Consider the following 25937-nt stretch of genomic DNA (forward strand, 5'->3'; position numbering starts at 1 on the left):
TTTAATAAAGTTAAAACTAAATCTAACGCCATACAAAATGAAATATATAAACTAGCATTATTATGTTCTAAGTTAGGGGGAGGAGAAGTATTAGATGGCGAACAAATCAGCTGGTCGTAAACCGAAACTTTCTGAAACAGAAGTAAAGAAAGTAATAAAAATGTTTAAAGAAAATGTACAACCAATGGGCAATATTAATTTCTCAGAAATTCATCGTTATTCAAATCAATTGTATGCTGAAGGTGAAATATCGGCTTCAACATCGGATTCCTTCTGGAGAAAAAGTGGTCGTCCAGGCAGGGTTGAAGTTGAAAAGGCTAATGAGATTTTTAGTGAAACAGTAGCAATTTCAAAGGGGAAAGAGATTAGAGTACCCAATGTAGTTGATTTGGTTAATAAAAAATACAAGAACAAAGATGATTTATTAAAACATCTAATGTTTATGGAAAAGCAATTTCATAAATCTATAGCTAGAGAAGAAAAATTAGAAAAAGAACTTTTAGTTCTTAAAGAAACTCTTCAAAAGACTAAGACTAATTTAGAAGAAGCCAGTGAAAAAAATGATAAGTTACAAGGGCTAGTATATAGACTGTCTAGAGTCTTATCAGATGTATCTAGCGAAGAGATAAAGAAACAAACTGAGTATGCAATGAAAACGGTGTTTAGCACGCCTGCCGCATTTCTTAAGTTTGAAGATAAGAATAAAAAACGAGAAGAACCAAAAATCCTACCTTTTTCCAAGGATGAACAAAAATCTAAGTTATCAAACCGCTTCCGAAAATAATAAAAATTATTATTGAATGTTATGAATTTTAATTGGGTACCTTATCTGATTTTAAGAAGTAATTTAAGGACTAAAGGACTCAAGGAAAAAGGAGTTAGAGAATTTGTGCTCGGATAAGAATCCGAGCATTTTTTTATTCTAAAGGTAGTTCCTATAGCCTATAAAACAGTGCTATAATTTAGCTAATACCAAATTTTGGGGGTGTATTATGGATTTCATTACAAATCTTTCATGGTATGGTTTTGCAATTTTATTAATCATTTGCAGTGCATTGAATTTTTTTGGTCATCACGCAAAGGGTACTAATAGCAAGACTTTATCGTTGATTGGTGGGATTTTCTCTTGGGTATTTCTTATTGTTAATTTTATTTTTACAGGTTGGATAGGAGGTATTTCGTTAATTGTACTCTTTTATTTATTTTTGAATCACTTAGGGAATAGGTTGGCTTTTTTATTGTTTAAAATGTTTCATCCTGAAGCTGTTTATTTAACTTATGGTTTGTTTAAATTAAGAAGTCAAGAAATAGATAAAAATAGAAACCAGTCTTATGATGATATGGTGAAGACCCTGGCTGATAATATTAGGAGTGGAACTGTAGATAAAGAGAAAGAAAATTTTATTTCGGGGGTTAAAAGTAACGGAGTTATCTTGCAAACTTTGAAACAGTTTGGTGAAAATGAAAGCAAGATTGATGACATGCATAATGTGCTTTCTAGGCAAGGCGTTGGAGATTTTATAGTGAAATGTAGTATTTCCAATCCTACTTTAATCAGAGATTTCATGTTGTTAGAGAGTAAAGGGGTATCAGAAGAAGAGATTGCATTTTACTTTATAGATAGATTAGGTGGGGCAGTTTAACGTGGTTAGGAGGTGTTTCTTTGGACAAAAAAGTGTTGGAACGTAAATTGAACATATCGAAGAATGGCGGGAAGCTAAGAAAGTATATTAAAGAAAAAGATGTTATTTGCATGAAGAATTCAGCGCAATTAGCAAACATTATGTCATGGTATCAAAAGTTTAATATCTTTGAAATGGATAGAAATGCAGGGATGCCTGTGATAAGTGGTTCCGTAGTATTAGAGGGTGATACTCAAACGGTAATTTCGTTTGAACATGAGAAGTATGACGGAATAAAGGTAGAGAAATACAGGAAAAAAGGTGATGAATATAGCCTGTTTTATTCTGCTACCGTCCACTCTACAACAGATAAAAAGGGCTTCGAGATATCATTCTCAATGGAAGAAGATGAAGAAGCAACCGTCAAGCATGTGGCGTTTGATTATTTAGGAGTCCTTTCGTTAATGGTGTTCATGGTCTATTTTGAAGACAAACAATACGTTAAACAAAAGAATGTGGTAACTCTTAAATCAAAGACAAAGAAAAAGACTGGTAATACATCAACAAGAAAATTAACAAGAACAATTCTTGAGATAAGTGACTCTCCAAATTTAAATGAAGACTTGGATAAAGGTTTTGATATTAAGACCTATGAGCGTCATGTTGCGTCCTGGACAAGGCGAGGGCATTTCCGTACTATTAAAACAAAAGACGGAAAAAAGAAGGTTTGGATAAAACCTCAGATATGTTTTGCTAGTGACCATGTGGTTGGAGCAACGAAACAGGGTGTTTACAAAAAGAAAGAATAAGTATTCTTGCAGTTTGCAAATAAATTGAAAATAGAGCGAAAAAAGACCAGTTTTTGTTGGTCGTTTTTCGCTCTATTTTTTTATTTTAAAGTTATTTTTTATTGTTTTCCAAGTTCCTGATTTAGAAACGAGTAATGATTCTATGACTGTAGTGGTAATAGGGTCAATTTCTTTGATGTTGCTGTTAACCCTGCCTTTGATTTTTATATAAAGGGCTTGAGCAACAGCAGATACTGGATTTTCGCCTTTTTTAGAGTAAGAATAATAAATATTAATATAGCTTCTTATATAATCATTAACTTCTGTTCCAGCATTTTTTAGTATGTAATCTTTTAAGCAGTTTATTACGTTTTTGTCCTGTGGAGATAGATTTATTATTGCTTGTGTTTCTAAAGCCAAGGCGGCAATGAATATATCGTATCTAATTAAATCTTCTTCATTACTTGAAAGGTTTTGTGGAAGTGAAAAATATTCGTGAAGTAATTCTAGGTCTGAAGTAATGTTTTTACGAATTCCATCATGCAAAGTTTGAAATAAAAGAATCGCAGCATCCTGTTGAGAAATCTTCTTTTTAAATAAATTTATAGGCATAAAACACCTCCAAAGAAAAGAATGTAATTATCTTAATTTTACCACATTTGAAAATGGCATTGGACAGTTATTCAGGTGACATTTATTTGCTATAGGATTTGGTTTTGTATTATTTGAATCAAGTTAAGAAAAATAGAAAAAGTCGGTAGGGGTAAAAAATTAAATTTAGCTTTATTTCAATTCAGGAGTGCAAAATTTTCATTAATTAGTTCAATAATTTTGCGAGTTTATTTTTCATTTATAGTAATACATAGATAATTTTGACCAAATCAAATGGGCGAAATATAAAATAATATTTAAAGCACAGACTTTTTAAGTTTTGACCAATTGGTTTTGTACCTATAAGGTTCCTGATAATTCCTCTTGAAGCATGTTAAAATTCTTGCTCGCTTTTAAATCGGGGTAAGCTTCTCTAAGAGCAAACAGTTGGCGTAGGGCACCAGACAGTTCGTTGTTTGCTTCAATTTGTTCTTGTCTGCTACTACCAGGAGCTGTAATTTGGTTTCGTAATTCCACCACTTTTGCCAGTGTTTCTTGCTCGTGCTTGGCATAACCTTTTACAGTTTCAACGAGGTTTGGAATTAAATCAAAACGTCTTTTTAATTGCACATCAATTTGTGCCCAAGATTCTTCTACCCAATTTCGATATTTCACAAGACTGTTGTAACTAGAAACCCAAAATAATACGAGGATGATCACTAAACCAATTGCAATAAGAAATCCCATTTATGTCACTCCTTTCTTTTGTAACTGTTACATACGAAAAAGACAACGTTCGGTTTCATGTTCTCTTAGTATATTCTCAATACGTTTAAAATATCGTTAATGATTAGTAAGTTCGTTTATGGCATCCTCTAAGTAAGAAAGAAAATGGGGAGTTCGTTCATCATCCATCTTATTTTTTATTGTTTGTTTGATTCGGATAAAATTATCGAGAAGATGCTCTGTCTTCATTCCTCTGCTTACTAACACGTTATTTAACCAAATCGCATATTCAGTAAAGATTTTTGATTGTTTCATTAAATAGGCAGTTTCTAAATGGTTAAAGTGGTGTTCGTTGTCTTCTCTGCACTTAATCTTTCCACGTTCGCCAAATCTCTCTTCAAGCTCAGGGTAAGTGGTGTAAATACCATCAATGATTTCATCTATGAGACCGGGATATTGCTCAAATGGAAAAGTAGTCATTCTGCCACCACCTCGTACTGATGAACTTCTGGAATAATAGAGGCAAGCTCTTGATCAGGATACTTTTTTTCTAATTCGTGAATGTCTTTAAACTCCTTGCTTCTTACCCAGTTTAAATAATTTTCCTTATTATCCCACTCAAGATGAACGGTTATTTCACCTTTTCGTTTAGAATTTTGCAGCAAGCGGAAGGCAACAAACCCAACTGCTTTGTCTACCTTTCTTGAACGGTTTTTGTATATTTGAATGACTTCTTCCGCTTTTTCTTCTGGTACTTTAAATGTAGAATGAACAATGTACATATTTCTCTTCCTTTCTCTTTGTATCAACTAATCGTAACATGTTTATAAATTAGGATGAAATTATATTTCATACCCGAAGTACTTTGAAAGGTTTTTTATGATTTAGATTTCTTATCAAGTCCGTTCCATTGCGCTTTAAGCTATAATCTTTGTGAAAACAGTCTTACTGAAAAAATGAATGTGAAATTGAAAAAGGAGTTATGGTAAATGTTGATGTTAATCAAAAAAGGTGAAGTGTATACACCAAGCTTTATAGGGAAAAAGGATTTATTGATTGCAGGAGGCAAAATCATCGCGATTGAAGATCAGATTGATTTGAACAGTTTGTCGATTGATGTTCAAGTGATCGATGGAGAGGGATTTTTGGTTATGCCTGGGTTTGTTGATGGGCATGTTCATATTATTGGGGGTGGAGGAGAAGGCGGTTTTAAAACACGCACACCAGAATTAATGATAAGTCAGGCGACGATAGCTGGTGTGACAACAATGGTTGGAGTCATCGGAACAGATGGTACGAGCAGGACAATGCCAGATTTAATTGCGAAAGCTAAAGGGCTAACTGAGGAAGGAATTACTTGTTATGTACATATAGGTTCATATCAAGTCCCGATTCAACCATTAACTGATTCCTTACAAAGTGACCTGTTGTTAATTGATCAAATTATTGGGATTGGGGAAGTGGCGATATCAGACCATCGTTCTTCACAGCCAACAGTAGAAGAGATAAGTAGGCTGGCCGCTTATGCAAGGGTCGGGGGAATGCTTTCTGGAAAAGGAGGCATTGTGAATGTCCATGTAGGCGACAGCAAACAAACACTTTCCATTTTAAATGAAGTAATTGACTCAACAGATATTCCTATTACTCAATTTTTACCAACTCATATTAATCGGAATGCGTATTTGTTTGATGCTGGTATACAGTATGCCAAAAAAGGTGGATACATTGATTTTACAACGAGCACGATTCCAAAATTTTTGGGGGACGGAGAGGTGAAATGCAGTCAAGCTCTAAAAAGGGCATTACTAGCAGGGGTTTCCATTGAACAAATAACCTTTACGTCTGATGCACAGGGAAGTTTGCCAGATTTTGATGAAAGTGGCAACTTGATTGGGATGCAAATCGGACAGGTTTCATCGTTATTTCAAGAAGTAAGAGATGCGGTATTAACTGAAGGAGTGGAGTTAGAAACAGCCTTAAAAGTAATTACGAAAAATCCTGCTTCAATTTTAAACATTCCTGGAAAAGGAGAACTTGCTGTTGGAAATGATGGCGATGTTGTTTTAGCAACAAAAGATTTACACATTCATTCCGTTATTGCTAAGGGACAGCTTATGGTTGAAGGCGGGAAGCCTGTTGTGAAAGGAACGTTTGAGTAACTGAAATCTTAAATAGCTGTTTAATTTCTTAGCTCGTAGTGAAATGGAGCGAAAGTCACTCACTCCTGCGGGAAAAAGAGGTAAGGGCGAGACCCCACAGGCGCAGCCGAGGAGGCTCGGCACCTCTTTGCGGGTGCGAGTGGCTGCAGCGCAATGGAACGGAACATGGTAAGAACACGTCCATAAAATAAACAGATAGTGGAAAACCAGTCCTCTATCTGTTTATTTTTATGAGTTTATTTGATAACGCTTACAATGTTGTCATGACTGGGATAGAACAAACGTATAGTGGAGATATAGATATTCGTAATGAGCGATCGCTCAACACATCTAAGGGGGAACGTACATGGAATTTGAGCTAACGAGAGAACAACAGATTGTTCAAGATATGGTTCGTGATTTTGCTCGAAGGGAGATTGCCCCACATGCTGAAAAGTGGGATCAAGAAGCGATTTTTCCAAAAGACGTATTTAAAAAGATGGGAGAGCTAGGATTGTTAGGTTTGCCTTTCCCAGAGCAATACGGGGGCTCAGGTGCAGATACGATTACGTATGCTATTGCTGTGGAAGAGATAGGCCGGGCTTGCGGAGGGACGGGACTGAGTTATGCAGCAGCTGTATCCCTTGGAGCGAGCCCGCTTTATTATTTTGGAACAGAAGAGCAAAAACAGGAGTTTCTTGTCCCATTAGCCAAAGGGGAAGCGCTCGGTGCATTCGGATTAACAGAACCGAATGCTGGTTCAGACGCAAAAGGAACGAGAACAACAGCAGTACTTGATGGAGATGAATATGTCCTAAATGGGGAAAAATGTTGGATCACCAATGCAGCTATGCCAAATGCGTCATTGTGACTGCTGTAACAGGGGAAAGTGAAAATGGCAAAAAACAAATATCTGCCTTTATTGTTCCTACCGGGACAAAAGGGTTTGAAATAAGGTGCAATTACGACAAGATGGGTGTTCGTGCATCGAATACGTGTGAATTGGTTCTAAAAGATGTGAGGGTTCCAAAGAGTCATTTATTAGGAGACCCCTCAAAGGGATTTAAACAATTTCTCTTTACGTTAGATGGAGGAAGGATTTCCATTGCGGCGTTAGCTCTAGGAATTGCACAAGCAGCTTTTGACAAGGCGCTAGCGTATGCAAAAGAACGCAAACAATTTGGTCAAACGATCTCTAGCTTTCAAGCGATTCAATTTAAGCTTGCAGATATGGCGATGGAAATAGAGTTAGCAAGAAACATGGTGTTAAAAGCGGCTTGGCTTAAGGATCAAAAGAAACCATTTTCAAAAGAAGCTGCTTTTGCAAAGCTATTTGCTTCTGAAACAGCTACAAAAGTTTGCAACCAAGCACTGCAAATCCATGGAGGGTATGGTTATATGCGCGAATATGGAATTGAGAGAATGCTGCGCGACGCAAAGCTAATGGAAATTGGGGAAGGGACTTCGGAAATTCAGCGTCTCGTTATTGCTAGGCATTTAGGGTGCTTATAACAAAGGAGGGGGTGCCATGTTTAGACGTGTGTTAATTGCAAACCGGGGTGAGATAGCCGTACGAATTATACGAACGTGCAAGAAATTAGGCTTAAAAACAGTAGCAATATATTCCGAAGCAGACCGCAATGCTCTTCATGTCCAGATGGCAGATGAAGCTTATGAAATCGGACCTCCCAAAGTCCAAGATAGTTATTTGAACGTGGATAAAATTATCGAAGTAGCAAGGCAAAGTCAAGCAGACGCCATTCATCCAGGTTACGGTTTACTCTCTGAGAATGCTCGTTTTGTAAGAAGATGTGTGAGTGAAAACATCGATTTTATTGGACCTTCAGCTGACGTCATTGAATTGATGGGAGAAAAGGCAAAAGCACGACTGGCAATGAAACATGCGGGGTTTCCGATCATTCCGGGAACAAATGTAGCAACAGAGGATGAAAACGAACTCGTAAAAGAAGCCTATGAAATTGGCTATCCTCTAATGGTCAAAGCATCTGCTGGCGGTGGGGAATTGGCATGCAAGTCGTGAACAGTGAAGAAGAGCTTAGAAAGGCGTTTCAGTCGAACCAAAAGAGAGCTAGTATGTTCTTTGGAAATGGCGAGATGTATGCGGAAAAAGCGATTGAAAAAGCAAGACATATTGAGTTTCAGTTATTAGCTGATCAACATGGAAACGTTCTTCACCTTTATGAAAGAGATTGTTCTGTTCAAAGAAGACATCAAAAAGTGATTGAAGAATCACCATCGCCTTTTTTAGATGAACAAGTCATAGAAGAGATTGGAGCTTTAGCAACCAATGCACTAAAAAAGATTGGCTATGTTAATGCGGGTACCATTGAATGCTTAGTTGATGACAAAAAGAACGTATACTTTCTTGAAATGAATACGCGTTTACAAGTCGAACATCCCGTAACCGAAGAGATCACAGGGCTTGATCTTGTAGAATGGCAAATACGAATCGCAGCAGGAGAAGCCTTGCCTTTTACACAGAATGAAGTGACTCGTCATGGGCACGCGATAGAGGCAAGGATTTATGCAGAAGATCCTAAACGTTTTTTTCCGTCACCAGGAACGATCACAGAACTGTTCCTTCCAATGGCTCCAAACATTCGTCATGAGTGTGGAGTTGAAATAGGAAGCGTCGTAACGCCATATTACGACCCGATGATAGCAAAAGTTATTGTAAAAGGCGAGACAAGAATGGATGCAATTCAAAAACTCAAGATAGCATTAGAGCAATACAAGGTGACAGGTATTAAAACAAATATCCCGATGGTTTTAGACGTGTTATCACATCGTGTTTTTGAACAAGGGCAAGCCAATACCGCTTTTGTAAGGGATTATATCCAAAAAAGGTGAGTGAAAAAAATGAAAAAAGTGCGAACTTCAATGGCAGGAAATGTTTGGAAGGTACTTGTATCAATTGGAGACAAAGTTGAAGAGGGGCAAGAAATTGCGATTTTAGAATCGATGAAAATGGAAATTCCGGTCGAGGCAACAGAAAGTGGGACGGTTACAGCCATTGTAAAAGCAGAAGGAATGTTTGTTGATGAAGGAGATATTCTTTTAGAGCTAGATGAATAAGAAAGAAGAGGCTGTCACTTGGTGAGTAAGCACAATAAGAAATATCGAAAGAGTTTTGAAAATGAATAAAGGAGGTTGTCAAATGAAGTCGCTCTTAATAGAAGAACATGATCAAGGCATTATTTTGGCAACTCTTAATCGACCGAAAAAAGCGAATGCTCTTTCCATACAACTATTAAGAGAATTGAATGATTTTTTAACAAGTATGGAAACGGCCTCTGCTACGAGAGCAATCATATTTACGAGTAACCAGACCAATGTTTTTTGTGCTGGAGCCGATTTAAAAGAGCGAAGCGAAATGAACGAAAGAGAAGTCCGGTTTGCTGTCCAAAAAATTGGTATGACAATAAATCGGATTGCTTCGTTAAAGCAACCGACGATTGCAGCAATGAATGGTAGTGCATTTGGTGGGGGATTGGAACTGGCCCTTGCCTGTGATTTCAGAGTTGGAATGGAAGAAGCATCATATGGTCTCACAGAAACGTCCCTTGCGATTATTCCTGGTGCAGGGGGAACGCAGAGACTAGCTAGACTTGTTGGTATTGGAAAAGCAAAGGAGCTTATTTTTACTGCATCAAGAATAGATGGGTTAGAAGCCAAACAAATAGGGTTAATTGAACATGTTGAGAAACAAAAAGATGTCGTAGAAAGAGCATTTCAATTGGCGAGACAAATAGCGAGCAACGGGCCAATCGCTGTTAGGCAGGCTAAGTTTGCCATTGACTCAGGTATAGAGGTTGACTTACAAACTGGTTTGACGATCGAACGTAACGCCTATGAAAACGTCATTTCTACCGAAGACCGAAAAGAGGGCTTGTTGGCGTTTCAAGAAAAGAGGAAACCACTTTATAAAGGAGAGTAGGAGGGGATTGTGTGTCAGGTATTGAAAAGTGGCAAAAAGAAGCCAATAGGATTAAAGAAGGTGGAGCAAAAAAGTACCATGAAGCAAATAAGTCTAAAGAAAAAATGTTTGCTAGAGATCGCCTCACACTTCTTTTTGATTCATGCATTGAGCTTGAAGATGGTCTTTTTGCTAATTGTCAGGTAGAATCATTGCCGGCTGACGGGGTGATTACAGGAATGGGGAAAATTCACGGGCAAACCGTTTGTGTCATGGCGAATGATTCAACCGTAAAAGCAGGATCTTGGGGTCCAAGGACCGTTGAAAAGATTATTCGTATTCAAGAGACGGCTGAAAAACTTCATGTTCCTATGATTTATTTAGTCGATTCGGCAGGTGCTCGAATTACAGATCAAGTAGAAATGTTTCCAGGACGACGAGGGGCCGGGAGAATTTTCTACAATCAAATTAAACTTTCGGGGAAAGTTCCACAGATATGTTTATTGTTTGGACCTTCAGCGGCTGGAGGTGCCTACATTCCTGCTTTTTGTGATACTGTTATTATGGTAGAAGGAAATGCATCAATGTACCTTGGTTCTCCGAGGATGGCAGAAATGGTCATTGGAGAACGTGTTTCCCTAGAAGAAATGGGAGGAGCGAGAATGCACTGTTCTGTTTCCGGTTGTGGTGACATTCTCGCTTCATCTGAACAGGAAGCGATTGCATTAGCAAGAAAGTATCTTACTTATTTTCCAGCTAGTTATAAACAGAAAGTAGCAGCAACGCAAGTAAAACAAGCAAAATCATTTGAAAAAAGCATAGATGAATTAATTCCAGTAAATCAAAATGCTCCATTCAACATGTACGAACTGATTGACCGAATTATTGATGAGGATTCATTTTTTGAAATAAAAAAATTGTTTGCACCTGAACTAATTACCGGTCTTTCTAGGATTGATGGTCAAGTTATTGGCATCCTAGCTAATCAACCTAAAGTAAAAGGTGGAGTTTTGTTTCATGATTCTGCAGATAAAGCAGCCAAGTTTATATCTCTTTGTGATGCCTATCATATCCCGCTCTTATTTTTAGCTGATATTCCTGGTTTTATGATTGGCACAAAAGTAGAGAGAGCCGGGATCATCCGACATGGTGCCAAAATGATCGCCGCAATGGCGGAAGCGACCGTCCCTAAAATTTCGGTCATTGTGAGAAAGGCATATGGAGCGGGGTTATATGCAATGGCAGGTCCTGCCTTTGAACCGGATTGTTGCTTGGCACTTCCACAAGCACAAATAGCTGTTATGGGGCCAGAAGCAGCGGTTAACGCGGTTTATGCTAATAAAATAAAAGAATTATCTAAAGAAGAAAGGGAAGAATTCATTAAGAAAAAGCGTGAAGAATACAAAGCAGATATTGATGTGTATCGGTTAGCTTCAGAAATGGTCATCGATGGAATTGTAAAAGGAAATGACTTACGTGAGGAGCTAATGAAAAGATTCAGCACGTATTCATCCAAAGAATTACAATTTACGGAACGAAAACACCCTGTCTATCCAGTTTAGTAAGAAAATAATTGATGGCTTCGCACGTTGCGCGCATGGTATGAGAAACCCACTCATACCATTATTTTTGGAAAAACTTGCAACGGCTTCGCACATTCCTTCGAGGACACTGAAAAAGGTGAGAGTCGACCTTTTTCAGTGTCCTTTTATATGATGTCACTGGGATTTTTAACGGGGAAGTCAGGCTTCTCTTGAGTGAAATGGAGCGAAAGTCACTCGACTCTTGCGGTAAGCAGAGGAAAGGCCAAGACCACGACCCCACAGACGGAACGTCGAGGAGGCTTGGGTCCTCCCCGTGGAAAGCGAGGGCTGCAGCGTAATAGAACGGCCACGTTATTCCACTTAACCACAAATCCGCGAAAAAACTTTTATAACCTATTATAACGTTTCCATAAATTATCAACGATTTTTTTACATATCAAGCCCCAAAAAAACCACACTATAAGTACACAAGGAGGTGAGACACATGGCAAGTAACAACAGCGGTAACTCAAACCAATTGCTTGTACCTGGTGTACAACAAGCACTTGACCAAATGAAGTATGAAATTGCTTCAGAATTCGGTGTTAACCTTGGAGCTGATGCTACATCTCGTGCAAACGGGTCTGTAGGTGGCGAAATTACAAAGCGCCTAGTTCAAATGGCTGAACAACAAATGGGCGGAACACAACAATAATAAGATTATGGATTAAAGGGGTGAGTTCGCTCACCCCTTTTTGTGTACAGGGAGATTGTGAAAAATGGGTATGTGTCCAGTATGTAATGGAATGGAGTCTCTAGAAATTCAATGTGATCAGTGTCGGCAAGAGCAGATTGATTATGGCAGAATCATGGACTATTACGAGAAATATGATGCCTATTTGCCGATCGATCTTACGAAAATGAACAACGGTATTGAGAATGATTTAAAAGAAGAAAAATGTCCTCATTATTTACAATGTAGTAAATGTGGGAGGGAATCGGTTCATCTCGTGCAAGAACAATGATGAATAGTAAAAAGTCGGAGTCACTCTTAAAAAGGACCTCCGACTTTTTTGGTTCAAGTTAAGATTTGGAAGGCGGGTCTTCTTGTTCAAGGTCACCACGCGACTCTTCGATAATTCCAGATTGATGCCCATGAGTTGTACCGCCACCAAGACCTTCATTAATCATGCGGTCTACATCAACAAACTTTTTATCACGGCCTTCGTAATTCGAACCTTTTTGGCTTGACATACTACCACCCCTTCTAATTTTTAGAGTGGCTAGGTATGGCTTTTTTATGCGTTAATGTTTTTCATACACGTGATATAACATGAGATCATGTACAAGAGGTTCTAGTTTTTCTTTTGTTTTGACGTCTACGTCCATCGTTCCCCAATCAATGGAACCATCCTTATGATAAATACCTGTGTAGTAGGAGCCTCCATAATAAAAAGAGAAAGCCCATTCACTTCGAACGACATTCTTTTGAATTTCTTTCCATTGAAAATGATGAATCATTTAAGCTCCACTCCTCATTTAAAAGCGCTTTCTTATACTATAACATGTGAAGTGGGAATTAAGGGAGAACAGATCCTCTTGAAACTTTATTAGAGTGGCAAAGGCATTATTATTGGACAATTTCAACAAGAAACTGATTCATAGTAATAATTTAAACGGAGAAGACTCTGCTCTCACTTATGCTTCTTTTTCGGTTATATCATCTATATGCCAATGTCCTCCACCGAACCAAAGGTATATCAAGTCATTCTCTCCTTTTAAGTAAGCAAAGCAGACAAGGCCAGCTTGTAAGGCATATTTAATTCTTTGCTTGTCATCGTAACGAATTTTTGTATAACAAACTCCAAGCTCATCAATCAAAGATGTAAATAAGTTCATTTGAATTTGCGTTTGTACATATTTAGGTGAAACTAAAAAAGCAGAATGGGTTGTTCCATAGTCAGACACTGCAGCAACGGCTATAATTTTTCCTTCCCAAAGAGCTAACTTAATGCAAGTTCCTGGTTGATGCAAATGATGTTTCTTTAATTTAAATAACCATGAATAACATGAATCAACTTTATCTTTGTCGTATCTCTTAACGAAATTTAGAATTGGCCTTCGATATTGCTCCCATTGCCGACTTTTTATAGAAATGATTTTCATTTGTTTGACCTCCTTTGGGTTGTGAGGAAAGTGAACTCAAAAAAGGGGGTGCGGTAATTAACTGGCGGGGACGTATTGTCGTATCGTATACTATGTGATAGATGCCCAATTGGTGAATAGAAAAAGGAGTGTTCGTAGATTGCAAACGATGTTACTTATCGGGTTTATGGTGATAATTGGTGCGATTATTGGTGGATTAACCAATTCACTTGCAATAAAAATGCTATTTAGGCCATATAAAGAAGTAAGAATTGGATCGTGGCGTGTTCCCTTTACCCCTGGCTTAATCCCGAAAAGACACGATGAATTAGCCAACCAGCTAGGGAAAATGGTTGTAGATTATTTATTAACAGCTGAAGGTCTAGGAAAAAAGCTTAAAAGCCAAGCGTTTTCTTCAGGAGTGGTTGAGTGGCTTCAGACCGAAACAAGAAAAATGATGAGAAGCAATGAAAGTGTATCTTCCATACTGGAGCAACGAATCGGAATTTTGAACCCGAGAGAGCAATTGTTGATTCAGACGCAATCGTTTGTGAAAAAGGGATATCAACAATTTATCAAAACAAACCGTTCTGAAAAAATTGAAAATGTCATTCCGGTTAGCTTGCAGCAAAAAGTTGAGGAACATATTCCATCAATAACAAATTATATTCTCAAGCGCGGACAATCATTCGTACAAAGTCCAGAAGGAAAAGAAAAACTCAGCATCATGATTGATCGTTTTCTCTTACAGAAAGGGACATTAGGAAATATGATTTCTATGTTTCTTGGCAATGAACGACTAGTTGATAAAATTCAGCCGGAACTAGTCAAGTTATTTAAAGATGATGGAACCAATCATTTGGTGCATCAGTTACTTTTGCAAGAATGGACAAAGGCCAAACAAAAAAAAATTGAAGATGTTGAACATTTATGGAACGAAGAAGAGGTTGTTTCCTTTATTGTAAGGGTGGCTGAATCGCAAATTCCGGTTTATTCTGTTATGGAAAAGCCACTAAGTGAATGGTCTGGAAAGTACGAGGATCTTGTTGAAAATAAATTGATTCCTAAAAGTGTTAATGTTTTTGTGGACATGCTAAGCACACATTTAGAAACATTGCTTGAACGTTTTCATCTTGACGACATTGTTCGTGAACAAGTTCAAACATTTTCTGTTGAACGGTTAGAAGAACTTGTTTTATCGATCTACAAAAAAGAATTTAAGATGATCACGTATTTAGGTGCTGCTCTTGGAGGAGGAATTGGTTTGATCCAAGGTTTCATCATTACGGTGATTGGGTAGATAAAAGGTAGATAGAATGAAATTTTTGAGAAATTTCCTTGTAAGGGTGAAATGAGGAAGAGGACATGTTATAGTGGTAGGACAAAACTTTTTAGGAGGACATACATAATGTCAAATGTTTACGATAAGGCCCATGAATTAAAGCAAACACTAGCGGAAAGTGAAGAGTTTACAGCTCTTAAGTCACTGCATGAACAAATTGCTGCAGATGATATTGCAAAAAGAATGCTAGATAATTTCCGCCAGTTGCAACTTGATCTACAACAAAAGCAAATGCAAGGTGTTCAAATTACAGAAGAAGAAGCACAACAAGCTCAACAACAATTTGAACTTGTTCAGCAACATGAATTAATTTCTAAATTAATGGAAGCGGAGCAACGTCTAAGTGTCATTATTGGTGATGTGAATAAAATTATTACAGAGCCATTAGAAGAAATTTACGGACAAGCTTAAACAATAAAGGGTGTGGCAAAAGGTCATATAGACCAATGCCACATCTTTTTTATTTGGTTTTCCCATACTTTATTGTTATTAAGGGTTAGTTGAGTTGACGAAAAACGTTTATTTCGATAAATTCTTTTTAATGATCATAGCCAAATGAACGACAAATCCAACTAGCAAACCCATTAAGATTGTTCCAACTGTTGTCATTAAAATCGTTTGCATATCTTGTCCGTAAAATTGACTAGCAGATAATAGCCAAAAGAAACCGATTGGGAGTAAATAATAGGAGGCAACTTTTTTCATAGAAATCCCTTCTTACTTGTATCTATTTGAACAAAGCTCTCGTTGTTCTGGTTAAAGTATAGAAAAGATTTGAGTCTTCGTCTAGGTTCTAATGTCCGAGCTCTACTCATAGTCTAGGTTATAAAGAGCAAGCCGAGTGAATTTGTGAGGTAGCTCAAGCAATGGACAACAAGAAGAAAGGGGATTTCGATTATGACTTACAAATTGCTAGCCCTTAACATCGACGGAACCATCTTAAAATCAAATTCTAGAATAAGTAAACAAACGAAGGATGCCATTGAGTATGTTAAGGGAAAAGGAGTTTATGTTACTCTTGCAACTTCAAGACCTTTTCCATCAGCGAAAAAAATTGCGAAAGCCTTAAAGGTAGATAGTTGTTTAATAACGAATGACGGAGCTTTTATTGCAGAAAATGCAGATGAGCCAATTTTTGTTAGAAAAATGAAAGAAGAAAAGGCATTACAAGTAGTAGATATTTTAGAGAGATATGATTGTCACATTCGTGTATTAGATGAGGAATATTCAATTGGAAATAAAGTAAGACAACGAAATCATCTAATAGCTAAAATGACCATTGGTGTTGGAGATCCTTTATTTTATCCGATTCGCTTTGTCGATTCCGTTTGTGAACAATTAATGCAAGAGCCAATTGCTCCGCCAAAGATTCAAGTTCAATTTTTTGATAAAGAAGATCAGAAAAAGGCTAATAAACAAATGGAAGAGAACGTGATGGGAATCAGGATGCTTGAATCCGCTCCAGGTCGTTTTGAAATTGTAAGTGCAGGTGTATCAAAAGCAAGAGGCTTACAAACATTAGGGCAATATTTAGGGATTCGTGCCGATGAAATGGTCGCAATTGGTTCACAAAATACCGATGTAGAAATGATTAATCAAGTAGGATTAGGTGTTGCGATGGGCAATGCTACTGAATCCGTAAAGGAAGTTGCCGATTGGCTTACAAGGTCAAATGAGCAAAATGGTGTTTCTTATATGGTTAAGGAAGTCTTTCGCAAGCAATTAAGATTGCCATTATAATTTATATTCAGTTTTAGGGGTTGCCTTCTTAGGAGCTGGCGTAGGGTCAGTTCATTAAGAGGCAACCTCTTTTGTGGTAAGAACTAAGACATATGTAAACAATAGTTTTTTCTTTCCTTTTTATTATGATAAACTAAACAAAAAGGTAAAGGAGGTGGGTAGATGATCGAAATTCTTTCTGATCTGACGATGGTCTGGGTCACGTTGTTTATTACGGTGTCCGCACTAGCTGCGTTTACGGTCGCGAATGTGTTAGCTATTGAGTGGGAGTTACGTACGAATTGGAGAAAGCAACAGACTCATGTTCAGGATCAGTCGATCTTGACAATCTCGTATGACCCTCCTTCTATGAAACGATATCTTCCTAAAATTCCTTCACGGACGGATCATAAAAGTCTCGATGATGAAGATCCTAAACTTGTTGTCTTCTAACGAAAACAGAAACAACAAGGAGGAATCATAGTGAAAAGGATTGTTTTTTTATTAGTATTCATTGGAATAATAGTAACATTGACAGGCTGTGGAAGTGTGGAACAAGCGCCGATTACAGCCGAAACAGAAGGGGTGTGGAATCACTTCTTTGTTTATCCAATGTCGTGGGTGCTCATTTATGTAGCGGAGGCATTTAATGGTAGTTATGGTTTAGCTATTGTTTTAGTAACGATCGGTGTTCGCCTGCTGTTACTTCCTTTAGTTATGAAACAACAAAAAAGCACGAGAGCTTTGCAGACTCTTCGTCCTGAGATGGAGAAGTTGCAAATGAAATATAAAGAAGCAACAAAGAAAGACCCTAGCAAACAGCAAGAAATGCAAAAGGAGCTTTTTGCTCTATACCGCGATCAAGGTGTGAACCCAATGGCAGGATGTTTTCCGATGTTGATTCAACTTCCGGTCATGATGGCGTTTTATTTTGCTATTATGAGAACAGAAGAGATTGCCTTTCACACGTTCTTATGGTTTGACTTAGGAAATCCAGACTTTATCTTGCCTTTTATCGCTGGATTGACGACATTTTTACAAGTTAAAATGACTTCCCAACAGCTAGAAGGTCAAATGAAGATGATTATGTATATAATGCCAGTTATGATTATTGTAGCGGGAATGTCCTTGCCTTCAGCTCTTTCGTTATATTGGGTGGTAGGAAATATATTTATGATTGTTCAAACGTATTTTACGGTAACTCGTTTTGATCAACAAGCAGCACAAGTTAGTAAATGAGGATTTTGTCGGGGGTGTTCCAGCAGGCTAAAGAGCCTGTTGGAACACCTTTTTTAATGGCATTCACCTAATTTCTTCTTTTGAATAGGCTATAGCATAGCGAAAAAAAGGAGGAGTTAAGAATGAGTCATTCTCACAATATGAAGGTGAATTGTCAGCAATACTTACATCAGCCTGTTCAAGTACAATTAGGTCAACAGCAAAGTTATTCAGGTGTAATTGAACATGTAGATGATCACAATGTCTATCTTATGGTTCCGATTGATGAAATGGGGCAGTATATGGATTTGGCTACATTGATGCAAGGGGCAAATGCACAGAGCATGTATCATTATGGTCAAGGAGATCAGGCTTTTGATTATATTCCGCAAGATCCTATGGCTAGACAACAGGCAGAACAGGAACGATATTTCGCAGGTGGAGGATATTTCCCACCATATCCTCCGTTTCCAGTAAGACCACCGTTTCCTTATTATCCATATCCTTATGGACCATTTCCACGCCCATTAGGCTGGGGGCGAATCATATTACCATTAGCAGCTTTAACAGCAATTGCTGCGCTTGTTTAGGGAACATTCGGGAGTCACTCGACTCCTGCGGGAAATAGAGGTTGGAGCGAGCGCCCACAGGCAGAGCCGAGGAGGCTCGCCACCTCCTTGCGGGTGCGAGTGGCTGTAGCGCAATGAAACGGATATTGAAAGAACGCAACTGATAAAAATAATATGTATGCGAAAACAAATTTACAGAAAGAAAGTACTTCTAAAGTATAGCTAGAAGCACTTTCTTTCTTTGTCGTATTATCATTTTATCCGTCACTTTTACCCGGGAAATATCGAATGGAAATTAAGTCCCCCGAATTACATCAAAAAACGTTTTATTGTGAAAAATGTTGTAAATCTACTTGATACTAGTGGTTTCGCTACCTGAAACTCGTTTCATCGATTAAAATAAGATACAATATAGTGCATGAATAGATTTTTCCGTATTCGGACAAAGGAGGAGACTGACATGAGTGATTATCTCGTTTATCTTGTAGAAGATGAGGAAAACTTGTCGGAAGTGTTAAAAGCTTATTTAGAGAAAGAAGGTTGGAACGTTAAAGCATTTCATGATGGCGATGTTGCGCGGGAAGCGATCGTGGACAAGCCTCATTTATGGATTTTAGATATTATGTTACCAGGTACAGACGGGTATCAATTATTAAAAGCAATTAAAGAAGATGCCGATACTCCGGTTATCTTCATTTCAGCTAGAGATCAAGATTTGGATCGCGTATTAGGGTTGGAGATGGGAAGTGACGACTACCTCGCTAAGCCATTTCTCCCACAAGAGTTGATCATTCGTGCAAAGAAATTATTAAATCGAGTATACGGTGTTTCGACACAAGAACAAAAGAAAATTGAACTGAATCAATATACCATTGATCCAATCGGTCGAAAGGTTGTGGATGAAGAAGCTACAGGAGAGACATTAGTTGATCTAACAACGAAGGAAATGGACTTAATTTTATTGTTAACAGGTGAAATCGGAAAGGCTTTTTCGCGCGAAAAATCATCGAACATGTTTGGGGGGAGAACTACTTTGGTTCAGAGCGTGCTGTTGATGATGTTGTAAGGCGTGTTCGAAAAAAAATGCCTCGTGTTCATCTTGAAACATTGTATGGCTACGGCTATCGTGTTCTATCTTCATGATAAAAGTCAATTTAACGCAGCGAATTTGGCTAGCGTTCATTTCCATTATCGTTATCGTTGTTTTATCAGTGACGATTATTTATCCTATATCGATAAAAGGTACGCTAACAGAAGAAACCTATCGAATCATCCAATACGAACAACTTAGAACAGCGTATCCATTGCTAGATTTAATTAATCCAAGAAATGAGCAGGAATTCACAAATCGTGAAGCTGGACGAGTGGGGCATTTCCTGATTTACGACACGTTAGGACGTGCAACAGAGGGAGCACCTCCACCAAAAGAGGTGTTACAGGAAATGGCTCAAAATGCATATAGACAAGAAGCAGATCGTGGTCGATACGAAATTCAGTATGGAGGAGCGACTGTCTTCTATGTCATAACCAAAGCAGAAATTGATGATCGCCCGGCCTTTCATATTTCCTATATGTGGGATACGTATCGTGATCAAATGGTTAATCGCTTATGGGAGAGATTGCTCTATATTCTTTTGTTAACAAGCTGTTTGAGCTTGATTCCAGCCATTTGGTTAAAGCACTATTTGCGACAACCTCTTATAATTCTTGGAAATCATTTAGAACAGATAGCCAACCGTGATTGGAAAGAACCATTGAAGTGGCAAGGAGATGAAGATTTTCAAAGGTTATCAGATCAATTTGAAAAGATGCGTGAAAATTTGAATTTATATGACCGGGCACAGAAAACGTTTATTCAACATGCTTCTCACGAGTTGAAGACGCCAATCATGGTTATAAAAAGCTATGCCCATTCAGTGAAAGATGGCATTCTGCCAAAAAACAATATGGAACAAACGATGGATGTAATTATTGAAGAAGCAAATCGAATGGAACGAAGAGTCATTGATATGCTTTATTATACGAAGTTAGATTCGTTAAAAGAAGAAAGTCCAAAACATGAGGAAATCGTATTTGGGCAAATTGCCTTTCAAATTGAGGAGCGTTTCAGAGTCCAACGAGAAGATGTAAAAATATTGGTGGAAGGTGCTGATACGCGTTTATTGGGGGATTTGGAACAACTAGAAGTCCTTTTGGAGAATTTAGTTGAAAATGCATTACGCTATGCTAACGATACGATTTGGATGAGGGCTGTTGCAACAGAGAAGCAAGTTGTCATAACAGTTGAAAATAATGGCGATTCGATCCCAACACATGATTTGTCCCAGTTGTTTAATCCATTTTACAAAGGCAATAAGGGAAAATTTGGATTAGGTCTTGCCATTGTGAAACGAATTGCTGAATTACATGGTGGGAGTCCAAAAGCTGAAAATACGGAAATTGGTGTCAAATTTTCAGTTGTATTTCCAAATGAATTACAAAAAGAGGGGAAGAAAGGGAAGAAGGTGTAACTGTTCACCGTCTTCTTTTTTCTTGCTAGTAGAATGGATTTGCTTTAAAAGTCTGTAAGTAAGATATGGTATACTAAAGAAAGTTGAAAATGATAGCTGAGGTGACTGATGATGAGTAAGGGGATACGATTTCAACAAGTTGGAGAAAAAGTTGAGACATACTTTCTAATTAAATCAGCGGTAAAAGGAGTAGCATCCAATGGCAAGCCTTTTTTAACGCTCATTTTAAGTGATCACACTGGGGATATTGAGGCAAAGTTATGGGGCTGCTCTCCGGAAGATGAAGCTACTTTTTGTAGCCAAGTAATCGTTCATCTCCATGGTGAGGTAGCTGAATATCGTGGTCGATTACAAATGAAGATTAGTAGTATTCGTCCTACTTCAGCAATGGACCAAGTAAACATCGCTGACTTTGTAAGATCTGCTCCTCTTGCGCCAGCTGATATGCTTGATGAAATCACTCAAGCGATTTTTGAAATGAAAAATCCAAATATCCAAAGAATTACAAGACATTTGCTAAAAAAACACCAACAGGCTTTTCTAGAAGTGCCGGCTGCTACAAAAAATCATCATGAATTTGTGTCAGGTTTAGCTTATCATGTTGTTAGTATGTTGAAAATAGCAAAAAGCTTAGCTGACTTATATCCAACTCTTGATACCGATTTATTGTACGCAGGAATTATATTACATGATCTAGGGAAGGTCAGAGAATTATCAGGTCCAATTGATACTTCCTATACATTAGAGGGGAAACTGATTGGCCATATCTCAATCATGGTTAGTGAAATTGCTGAAGCTGCAAAGGAACTTGCTATTGAAGGAGAAGAAGTACTGGTTCTTCAACATTTGATTTTATCCCATCATGGGAAAGGAGAATGGGGGAGTCCGAAAGTTCCTGTTATTCGTGAAGCGGAAGTATTACATATGATTGATAACATTGATGCCAAAATGAACATGATGGACCGTGCTCTAGAACGCGTACAACCTGGTGATTTTTCTGAACGAGTCATGGCAATGGACAACCGTAGTTTTTATAAGCCAGCCTTTCATGAACCTCCATTAGATTTTTAGTTCTATTCTTACATGCTTGTACATAAGATAAAGTAAATGGTACAAAGCATGGAGGGGTTCTAATGAAAAATAATCCAAGAAAACGTTTCGCATTCATTTTACTAACCATTCTAGTCGCAGGGGCTCTTGTTACCCAAACAGCTTTTGGAGCCTTTTTGTTATCAAGTCCTTGGTGGGTTTACTTTGTTTTGGCAGGGATCGTATTAAGTGGATATTTATCAGTGAAATATTCATTAGAAGACAAGCGTACAGAACAAGAGTGGATTGAAAATGAAGGAAATATCTACATGAAGCGCTTAGAAGAAGAACGTGAGCGTCGCAAAATGGGTTAAGAATATCAAAAAGCCAGAAAACGTGGAAACACATCCACTTCTCTGGCTTTTTCTTTTTAGTACAAGTATGCTGCACCTACAATAATGAGCAGAACGAACAACACGACTAACAATGTGAAGCCAATATCGTATGTTGGTTTTACAGTTCCTGACATGGTGAAACATCCTTTCTTTTTTATTCTCAATTTTAGCCTATGCATAGGCATATGTTTTGTTCTAGGCAGGAGCGGAAGAATGCGAAAAAAGGTTGTCTTACTTGAAGCAAATGCTTAGTAAGACAACCCTTTAAAACATCCATTATTCTGCTGTTTCGGAGTTGAAGAGATGAGAGAATCTTGGATCTTGAATGTTAATATCGGCATTTTCAATAAGTTCTGCCATCACTTCATCTGTTGATTTTGACTGCTGCTGAATCAGTAGCTGTTCAATTTCTTCTTCATAATCTTCAAACTGATCTCGTTTGTCCGTTACTTTGATGATATGAAAACCAAAGTCAGACTCTACGGGTTCACTAATTTCACCAATCTCTAAAGCAAACGCTGCTTCTTCAAATGGACCAACCATAACCCCGCTTCCAAAAAAGTCAAGATCACCACCACGAGCTCCAGATCCTGGATCTGTTGAATATTCTCGTGCAAGATCAGCAAAGTCTTCTCCCGCTTCAATTCGCTCTAGTAGTTCATTGGCTGTGTCTTCATCTTCGACTAAAATATGACTTGCTCGAATTTGCTCACCAAATTGTTCTTCATTTTCATCGTAGTAAGCTCGAATGTCTTCGGCTGTCACATTAATTCCTTCTGTTGTAAGCTTTTGTAGGGCAAGAGGTGGAAGGAGAAATTCTTCTACGAATTCATCGAGTGATTCCACATCTAAGTTAAATTGATTTTGAAGAGCGTCAACGATCCCTTCATCATCCTCAATTTCGTAAGCTACCTTAAATTCATTACGTAGCATATTTAATTCTTCTTCTATCTCTTCTTCAGAAATTTCAACGGTCTCAACAGCTTGATCAAGAACGTGGTTTCGGATCATCTCTTGTAATACAGATTCGCCATGCTTTGTCTTTAACTCATCAACAAAGGCAACTTCGGTTATTTCTGTTCCATCAATAATCACAACTGGTGTATCATCTCCAGGTGAACTTTCGTTGTTACAAGCAGCTAAAGTTGCAAAACATGCTAACCCTAGAGCCATCATCATACTCTTTTTCATTTGTCTACTCACTCCTCAACGTGATGCTCGGTCAAAGCTTGTCTTTTTTCACTTTACTATACCACATATTCATTTAGGAGAGAAAGGTTTTCAAGTTTTCATCAAAAATATACGGATCCCTAGGATAGTAGCCTAGTACGTTTGGCTTTTTGCTGCATAGGATATCGTAACTAAGCAATGAGGAGGTGTTATTATGGCTCACGCATACCACGGAGGATTTGCGTTGATCGTAGTGTTGTTCATCTTATTAGTAATTGTAGGTGCAGCTTGGTTGTAATACCAACAACAACATCTCTAGCGGAATTAAAACCTTTGTACTAAGGAGGGATAGAAATGTCTCACACTTATTCTGGAGGATTTGCGTTACTAGTAGTATTGTTTATTTTGCTAGTTATTATTGGTGCAACTTGGATGTACTAATCAAATCTAGCCTTGGCTAAAAGGAAGAAGAGTGAGGACTTCTAAAGTCACTCACTCTTCTTATGTGAATAAAATTTTTACATATGTGGAAGTCAATAAAATGGTCATAAGAATATTGATCGTTCGAAATAACTTAGGATGCTTTTCCGAAGGGATTTCTCGCTTTATACACAAAGCATCTGTCATAGAATTTATAACGAACAAAATAAACAAAGCAAAAAATATAATAAAGAAGAGCATAGATGTGCCTCCTGACGAGCAATGATATATAAACTTTATCAAAAAATAAGCAAAAAAGATAGAAGAATGATCAATTTTCATTAAAAAGCAGTTTAAAAGTTTGTCTGTTTGGTGTAGTGTATGTACAATTATTACGAAGAGAGGGGGGCGGATTCACATGAGACGAGTTAATCAAGGATGGAAAATCGCTTTTTTTGCATTGTTAGGATTCATTGCTGTGTGTAGTATAATCGCTCTGATATTATTTCAACGTTATTTTCCAGAAGTGGATGAACGCCATTTTGAACCTACACAACCTACCGGAGAAGAAGCTACGTTCCTCATTCAAACAGATAAGAGTAAAATTAATGCGTTGATTGCTACAAGGATACAAGAGCAAGAAACGGATATGCCATACATGGTCGAGCTGATGAATGATAGCGTACAGTTTAGGTCAGCTATACGTATTGTGGGCCAAGAAATACCAGTGACCATTAATTTTATCCCTTTGGTCTCACCAAATGGGGATTTGTTATTAGAAGTTCAAACGTTCTCAGTAGGCATCTTACAGTTGCCTGTTGAACAAATTTTACAATTGCTACCTACTTGGGTTGAGTTAGCAGAGTGGATTGTACCATATCCAAGTGAGAGGGCGGTCGAAGTGAAAATTACAGAGATCCAAGTTGATGAAAGTGATACCATGCAATTTCGCTTCTTAACATTTGATTTAGAGCAAGACAATATTGAATTGGAATTGATTTTTAAATGAGAATGGTTTTCCCATGTTCGTTCCATTGTGCTACAGGCACTTGCTTTTTGTGGGGTGTTGCCAAGCCACCACGACGTACCATCTATGTGGCTACCTTTAAATTGAAAAAACATTGTAGTTTATTGGTTTACTCAAACAAAAAATCCGAATGTTAAATCATTCGGATTTTTTGTTTGTCTAATTTTGGAATATTATTGACAGCCCATGCAGCCCAACCTTCTATTGTTATCCTTATAAACTATCGTAGGACATGTCGTCGAAGGCAGGGGTAAAACCTTACAATATGTCTGCACAAGGAGACTCACCAGGCTGCCCACGGCGAAGTGTATGTCTACAGCAATGCTGCGAGCAAGTTAGTGAGAGACCGTTTCTTAATATCATTCGTCCAGAATTGTATGTTCTTTTAAAAAGCTTGTTTCACTAGAATATGAAATCCTTCTTCATGGTTTTCCACATAACTTTGTTTTGGTGCTTTAATTAAATAAGAAGCAAAAAGAATGTCATAAAAGGCTACTCCAAAATGAATAGAGCTTAAAATAGAAATATAGGCCAAATAGGTTGGAAACATGGCTGATGCTAAAGCACCTGTTGTGGTAATAACTAGTACAGGTGTTAGCAAAGAAATTAAGTAGACATTTCGCGCTAACGGTTTTGAAAACCGTACTGAATAAACAGGTATAGCAGAGAGCCAGTTTGTTTTTACATTGGCCTTTTTCCCGCATATCCAAAGCGGCAATAGATGTAGAACTTTATGAAAGAATAAAAGCGCTATAATACTAATTACAAATAATGGCAAACTAATGTTTGGTGATTCTGTTGTTGAAATTAGACTACTAACAACTAAATAATAAAATAAAAACGAAAAAAGCATCGTGCATCCAGAATACATCATTAGGCGCAACGTACCGTAGTCACGGTTTAATCGTATAGTTTTCCAGCAGTTCATTGAAGTGCTGCACCTCCTCAATCCACTGAATAATTTACTCTCATTTTTTGAAGAAATCAATAGAATCGACAAAAATAAAATGATTTCGACAAATCGGTTTTGGAGTGAAGTGATGTCAAAGACGCTGAAACAAAAAAAAA

32 protein-coding genes and 4 pseudogenes are annotated in these 25937 nt (G+C 37.8%); 24 read left to right on the forward strand and 12 right to left on the reverse strand.

Going from position 1 to position 25937, the window contains the following annotated elements:
• The first annotated feature begins 94 nt into the window (after positions 1 to 94).
• The 3 genes from JCM9140_RS08220 to JCM9140_RS08230 all read left to right on the forward strand — a co-directional run bounded on the left by JCM9140_RS08220 (position 95) and on the right by JCM9140_RS08230 (position 2431).
• Complete coding sequence (locus JCM9140_RS08220; RefSeq protein WP_034744869.1) at positions 95 to 784, forward strand: hypothetical protein; 690 nt, start codon at positions 95 to 97, stop codon at positions 782 to 784.
• Positions 785 to 992: 208 nt separating this feature from the next.
• A complete protein-coding gene (locus JCM9140_RS08225; protein ID WP_034744871.1) occupies positions 993 to 1643 on the forward strand; it encodes a hypothetical protein in 651 nt (216 codons plus the stop codon).
• A 20-nt stretch (positions 1644 to 1663) separates the two neighbouring features.
• Positions 1664 to 2431 (forward strand): hypothetical protein, encoded by a 768-nt coding sequence (locus tag JCM9140_RS08230; protein ID WP_034744874.1) that lies wholly within the window; start codon positions 1664 to 1666, stop codon positions 2429 to 2431.
• Positions 2432 to 2503: 72 nt separating this feature from the next.
• On the opposite strand, the gene JCM9140_RS08235 is transcribed toward JCM9140_RS08230, so the two are convergent.
• The 4 genes and pseudogenes from JCM9140_RS08235 to JCM9140_RS08250 all read right to left on the reverse strand — a co-directional run bounded on the left by JCM9140_RS08235 (position 2504) and on the right by JCM9140_RS08250 (position 4509).
• Positions 2504 to 3022: a hypothetical protein gene (locus JCM9140_RS08235; protein WP_034744876.1), complete on the reverse strand. Its 519-nt coding sequence runs from the start codon at positions 3020 to 3022 to the stop codon at positions 2504 to 2506.
• 345 nt (positions 3023 to 3367) lie between these two features.
• Positions 3368 to 3748 (reverse strand): annotated as a pseudogene (locus JCM9140_RS08240) (LemA family protein); the annotation flags it as partial.
• Positions 3749 to 3844: 96 nt separating this feature from the next.
• On the reverse strand, positions 3845 to 4207 hold the full coding sequence (locus JCM9140_RS08245) for a hypothetical protein (RefSeq protein WP_034744878.1): 363 nt from the start codon (positions 4205 to 4207) through the stop codon (positions 3845 to 3847).
• A complete protein-coding gene (locus JCM9140_RS08250) occupies positions 4204 to 4509 on the reverse strand; it encodes an antibiotic biosynthesis monooxygenase family protein (RefSeq protein ID WP_034744880.1) in 306 nt (101 codons plus the stop codon). Before JCM9140_RS08250 ends, JCM9140_RS08245 begins: the two co-directional genes overlap by 4 nt.
• A 207-nt stretch (positions 4510 to 4716) precedes the next feature.
• Here JCM9140_RS08250 and iadA point away from each other — a divergent pair, with 207 nt between their 5' ends.
• The 8 genes and pseudogenes from iadA (at position 4717) to JCM9140_RS08290 (ending at position 12350) form a co-directional block, all read left to right on the forward strand.
• Complete coding sequence (gene iadA / locus JCM9140_RS08255; RefSeq protein ID WP_034744883.1) at positions 4717 to 5886, forward strand: beta-aspartyl-peptidase; 1170 nt, start codon at positions 4717 to 4719, stop codon at positions 5884 to 5886.
• Positions 5887 to 6232: 346 nt separating this feature from the next.
• Positions 6233 to 7377 (forward strand): annotated as a pseudogene (locus JCM9140_RS08260) (acyl-CoA dehydrogenase).
• Between the two features lie 16 nt (positions 7378 to 7393).
• Positions 7394 to 8736 (forward strand): annotated as a pseudogene (locus JCM9140_RS08265) (acetyl-CoA carboxylase biotin carboxylase subunit).
• Between the two features lie 9 nt (positions 8737 to 8745).
• On the forward strand, positions 8746 to 8961 hold the full coding sequence (locus JCM9140_RS08270) for an acetyl-CoA carboxylase biotin carboxyl carrier protein subunit (protein WP_034744885.1): 216 nt from the start codon (positions 8746 to 8748) through the stop codon (positions 8959 to 8961).
• Positions 8962 to 9043: 82 nt separating this feature from the next.
• Positions 9044 to 9823, forward strand: coding sequence for an enoyl-CoA hydratase (locus JCM9140_RS08275; RefSeq protein ID WP_034744887.1), 780 nt, complete (start codon positions 9044 to 9046; stop codon positions 9821 to 9823).
• 11 nt (positions 9824 to 9834) lie between these two features.
• A complete protein-coding gene (locus JCM9140_RS08280; protein ID WP_034744890.1) occupies positions 9835 to 11364 on the forward strand; it encodes an acyl-CoA carboxylase subunit beta in 1530 nt (509 codons plus the stop codon).
• A gap of 466 nt (positions 11365 to 11830) precedes the next feature.
• Positions 11831 to 12040, forward strand: a complete 210-nt coding sequence (locus JCM9140_RS08285) for an alpha/beta-type small acid-soluble spore protein (protein ID WP_034744892.1) — start codon at positions 11831 to 11833, stop codon at positions 12038 to 12040.
• A gap of 64 nt (positions 12041 to 12104) precedes the next feature.
• A complete protein-coding gene (locus JCM9140_RS08290; RefSeq protein ID WP_034744894.1) occupies positions 12105 to 12350 on the forward strand; it encodes a hypothetical protein in 246 nt (81 codons plus the stop codon).
• Positions 12351 to 12408: 58 nt separating this feature from the next.
• Here JCM9140_RS08290 and JCM9140_RS23680 read toward each other — a convergent pair whose 3' ends face one another.
• The 3 genes from JCM9140_RS23680 to JCM9140_RS08300 form a co-directional block, all read right to left on the reverse strand.
• Positions 12409 to 12579, reverse strand: coding sequence for a hypothetical protein (locus tag JCM9140_RS23680; protein WP_166485458.1), 171 nt, complete (start codon positions 12577 to 12579; stop codon positions 12409 to 12411).
• A gap of 51 nt (positions 12580 to 12630) precedes the next feature.
• Positions 12631 to 12846, reverse strand: a complete 216-nt coding sequence (locus JCM9140_RS08295; protein ID WP_034744897.1) for a DUF5342 family protein — start codon at positions 12844 to 12846, stop codon at positions 12631 to 12633.
• 177 nt (positions 12847 to 13023) lie between these two features.
• Entirely contained in the window at positions 13024 to 13491 is a 468-nt protein-coding gene (locus JCM9140_RS08300) for a hypothetical protein (protein ID WP_034744899.1), read from the reverse strand.
• 148 nt (positions 13492 to 13639) lie between these two features.
• On the opposite strand from JCM9140_RS08300, the gene JCM9140_RS08305 reads away from it, so the two are divergent.
• Entirely contained in the window at positions 13640 to 14770 is a 1131-nt protein-coding gene (locus JCM9140_RS08305) for a DUF445 domain-containing protein (protein WP_034745012.1), read from the forward strand.
• 108 nt (positions 14771 to 14878) lie between these two features.
• On the forward strand, positions 14879 to 15223 hold the full coding sequence (locus JCM9140_RS08310) for a YlbF/YmcA family competence regulator (RefSeq protein ID WP_034744901.1): 345 nt from the start codon (positions 14879 to 14881) through the stop codon (positions 15221 to 15223).
• A gap of 108 nt (positions 15224 to 15331) precedes the next feature.
• Here the strand turns inward: JCM9140_RS08310 and JCM9140_RS08315 are convergent, their stop codons facing one another.
• Positions 15332 to 15517, reverse strand: a complete 186-nt coding sequence (locus JCM9140_RS08315) for a hypothetical protein (protein ID WP_034744903.1) — start codon at positions 15515 to 15517, stop codon at positions 15332 to 15334.
• Positions 15518 to 15709: 192 nt separating this feature from the next.
• On the opposite strand from JCM9140_RS08315, the gene JCM9140_RS08320 reads away from it, so the two are divergent.
• The 8 genes and pseudogenes from JCM9140_RS08320 to JCM9140_RS08355 all read left to right on the forward strand — a co-directional run bounded on the left by JCM9140_RS08320 (position 15710) and on the right by JCM9140_RS08355 (position 22231).
• Positions 15710 to 16552 carry a Cof-type HAD-IIB family hydrolase gene (locus JCM9140_RS08320; RefSeq protein WP_034744906.1) on the forward strand — a complete coding sequence of 281 codons (843 nt, stop codon included), beginning with the start codon at positions 15710 to 15712 and terminating at the stop codon, positions 16550 to 16552.
• Between the two features lie 162 nt (positions 16553 to 16714).
• The gene (locus tag JCM9140_RS08325) at positions 16715 to 16984 is read left to right on the forward strand and encodes a hypothetical protein (protein WP_034744908.1); all 270 of its coding nucleotides are present in this window, start codon (positions 16715 to 16717) and stop codon (positions 16982 to 16984) included.
• A 30-nt stretch (positions 16985 to 17014) separates the two neighbouring features.
• The gene (yidC, locus tag JCM9140_RS08330) at positions 17015 to 17770 is read left to right on the forward strand and encodes a membrane protein insertase YidC (RefSeq protein WP_156314837.1); all 756 of its coding nucleotides are present in this window, start codon (positions 17015 to 17017) and stop codon (positions 17768 to 17770) included.
• Between the two features lie 122 nt (positions 17771 to 17892).
• Positions 17893 to 18339, forward strand: a complete 447-nt coding sequence (locus JCM9140_RS08335; RefSeq protein WP_034744911.1) for a hypothetical protein — start codon at positions 17893 to 17895, stop codon at positions 18337 to 18339.
• Positions 18340 to 18778: 439 nt separating this feature from the next.
• Positions 18779 to 19461 (forward strand): annotated as a pseudogene (locus tag JCM9140_RS08340) (response regulator transcription factor).
• Positions 19458 to 20828 carry a sensor histidine kinase gene (locus JCM9140_RS08345; RefSeq protein ID WP_034744914.1) on the forward strand — a complete coding sequence of 457 codons (1371 nt, stop codon included), beginning with the start codon at positions 19458 to 19460 and terminating at the stop codon, positions 20826 to 20828. Before JCM9140_RS08340 ends, JCM9140_RS08345 begins: the two are co-directional and overlap by 4 nt.
• 111 nt (positions 20829 to 20939) lie before the next feature.
• Positions 20940 to 21899: a 3'-5' exoribonuclease YhaM gene (gene yhaM / locus JCM9140_RS08350; protein WP_034744916.1), complete on the forward strand. Its 960-nt coding sequence runs from the start codon at positions 20940 to 20942 to the stop codon at positions 21897 to 21899.
• A gap of 62 nt (positions 21900 to 21961) precedes the next feature.
• Positions 21962 to 22231 carry a sporulation YhaL family protein gene (locus JCM9140_RS08355; protein ID WP_276563931.1) on the forward strand — a complete coding sequence of 90 codons (270 nt, stop codon included), beginning with the start codon at positions 21962 to 21964 and terminating at the stop codon, positions 22229 to 22231.
• Positions 22232 to 22287: 56 nt separating this feature from the next.
• Here the strand turns inward: JCM9140_RS08355 and JCM9140_RS23085 are convergent, their stop codons facing one another.
• The gene (locus tag JCM9140_RS23085) at positions 22288 to 22386 is read right to left on the reverse strand and encodes a YjcZ family sporulation protein (protein ID WP_156314838.1); all 99 of its coding nucleotides are present in this window, start codon (positions 22384 to 22386) and stop codon (positions 22288 to 22290) included.
• A gap of 142 nt (positions 22387 to 22528) precedes the next feature.
• Positions 22529 to 23443 (reverse strand): peptidylprolyl isomerase, encoded by a 915-nt coding sequence (locus JCM9140_RS08360; protein ID WP_034744918.1) that lies wholly within the window; start codon positions 23441 to 23443, stop codon positions 22529 to 22531.
• 193 nt (positions 23444 to 23636) lie between these two features.
• Here JCM9140_RS08360 and JCM9140_RS23090 point away from each other — a divergent pair, with 193 nt between their 5' ends.
• Both JCM9140_RS23090 and JCM9140_RS08365 read left to right on the forward strand, forming a co-directional pair.
• Positions 23637 to 23720 (forward strand): YjcZ family sporulation protein, encoded by an 84-nt coding sequence (locus JCM9140_RS23090; protein WP_081727619.1) that lies wholly within the window; start codon positions 23637 to 23639, stop codon positions 23718 to 23720.
• Positions 23721 to 23776: 56 nt separating this feature from the next.
• On the forward strand, positions 23777 to 23863 hold the full coding sequence (locus JCM9140_RS08365) for a YjcZ family sporulation protein (RefSeq protein ID WP_034744921.1): 87 nt from the start codon (positions 23777 to 23779) through the stop codon (positions 23861 to 23863).
• Between the two features lie 60 nt (positions 23864 to 23923).
• Here the strand turns inward: JCM9140_RS08365 and JCM9140_RS24440 are convergent, their stop codons facing one another.
• On the reverse strand, positions 23924 to 24103 hold the full coding sequence (locus tag JCM9140_RS24440) for a hypothetical protein (protein WP_034744923.1): 180 nt from the start codon (positions 24101 to 24103) through the stop codon (positions 23924 to 23926).
• Between the two features lie 157 nt (positions 24104 to 24260).
• Between JCM9140_RS24440 and JCM9140_RS08375 the strand changes: the two genes are divergently transcribed.
• The gene (locus JCM9140_RS08375) at positions 24261 to 24851 is read left to right on the forward strand and encodes a YpmS family protein (RefSeq protein WP_034744925.1); all 591 of its coding nucleotides are present in this window, start codon (positions 24261 to 24263) and stop codon (positions 24849 to 24851) included.
• A 403-nt stretch (positions 24852 to 25254) separates the two neighbouring features.
• Here JCM9140_RS08375 and JCM9140_RS08380 read toward each other — a convergent pair whose 3' ends face one another.
• The gene (locus tag JCM9140_RS08380; protein ID WP_034744927.1) at positions 25255 to 25797 is read right to left on the reverse strand and encodes a DUF3267 domain-containing protein; all 543 of its coding nucleotides are present in this window, start codon (positions 25795 to 25797) and stop codon (positions 25255 to 25257) included.
• Positions 25798 to 25937 lie beyond the last annotated feature (140 nt).

Origin of the sequence: Halalkalibacter wakoensis JCM 9140, assembly GCF_000513095.1 — a bacterium.
Taxonomy (GTDB): Bacteria; Bacillota; Bacilli; order Bacillales; family Bacillaceae_D; genus Halalkalibacter; species Halalkalibacter wakoensis.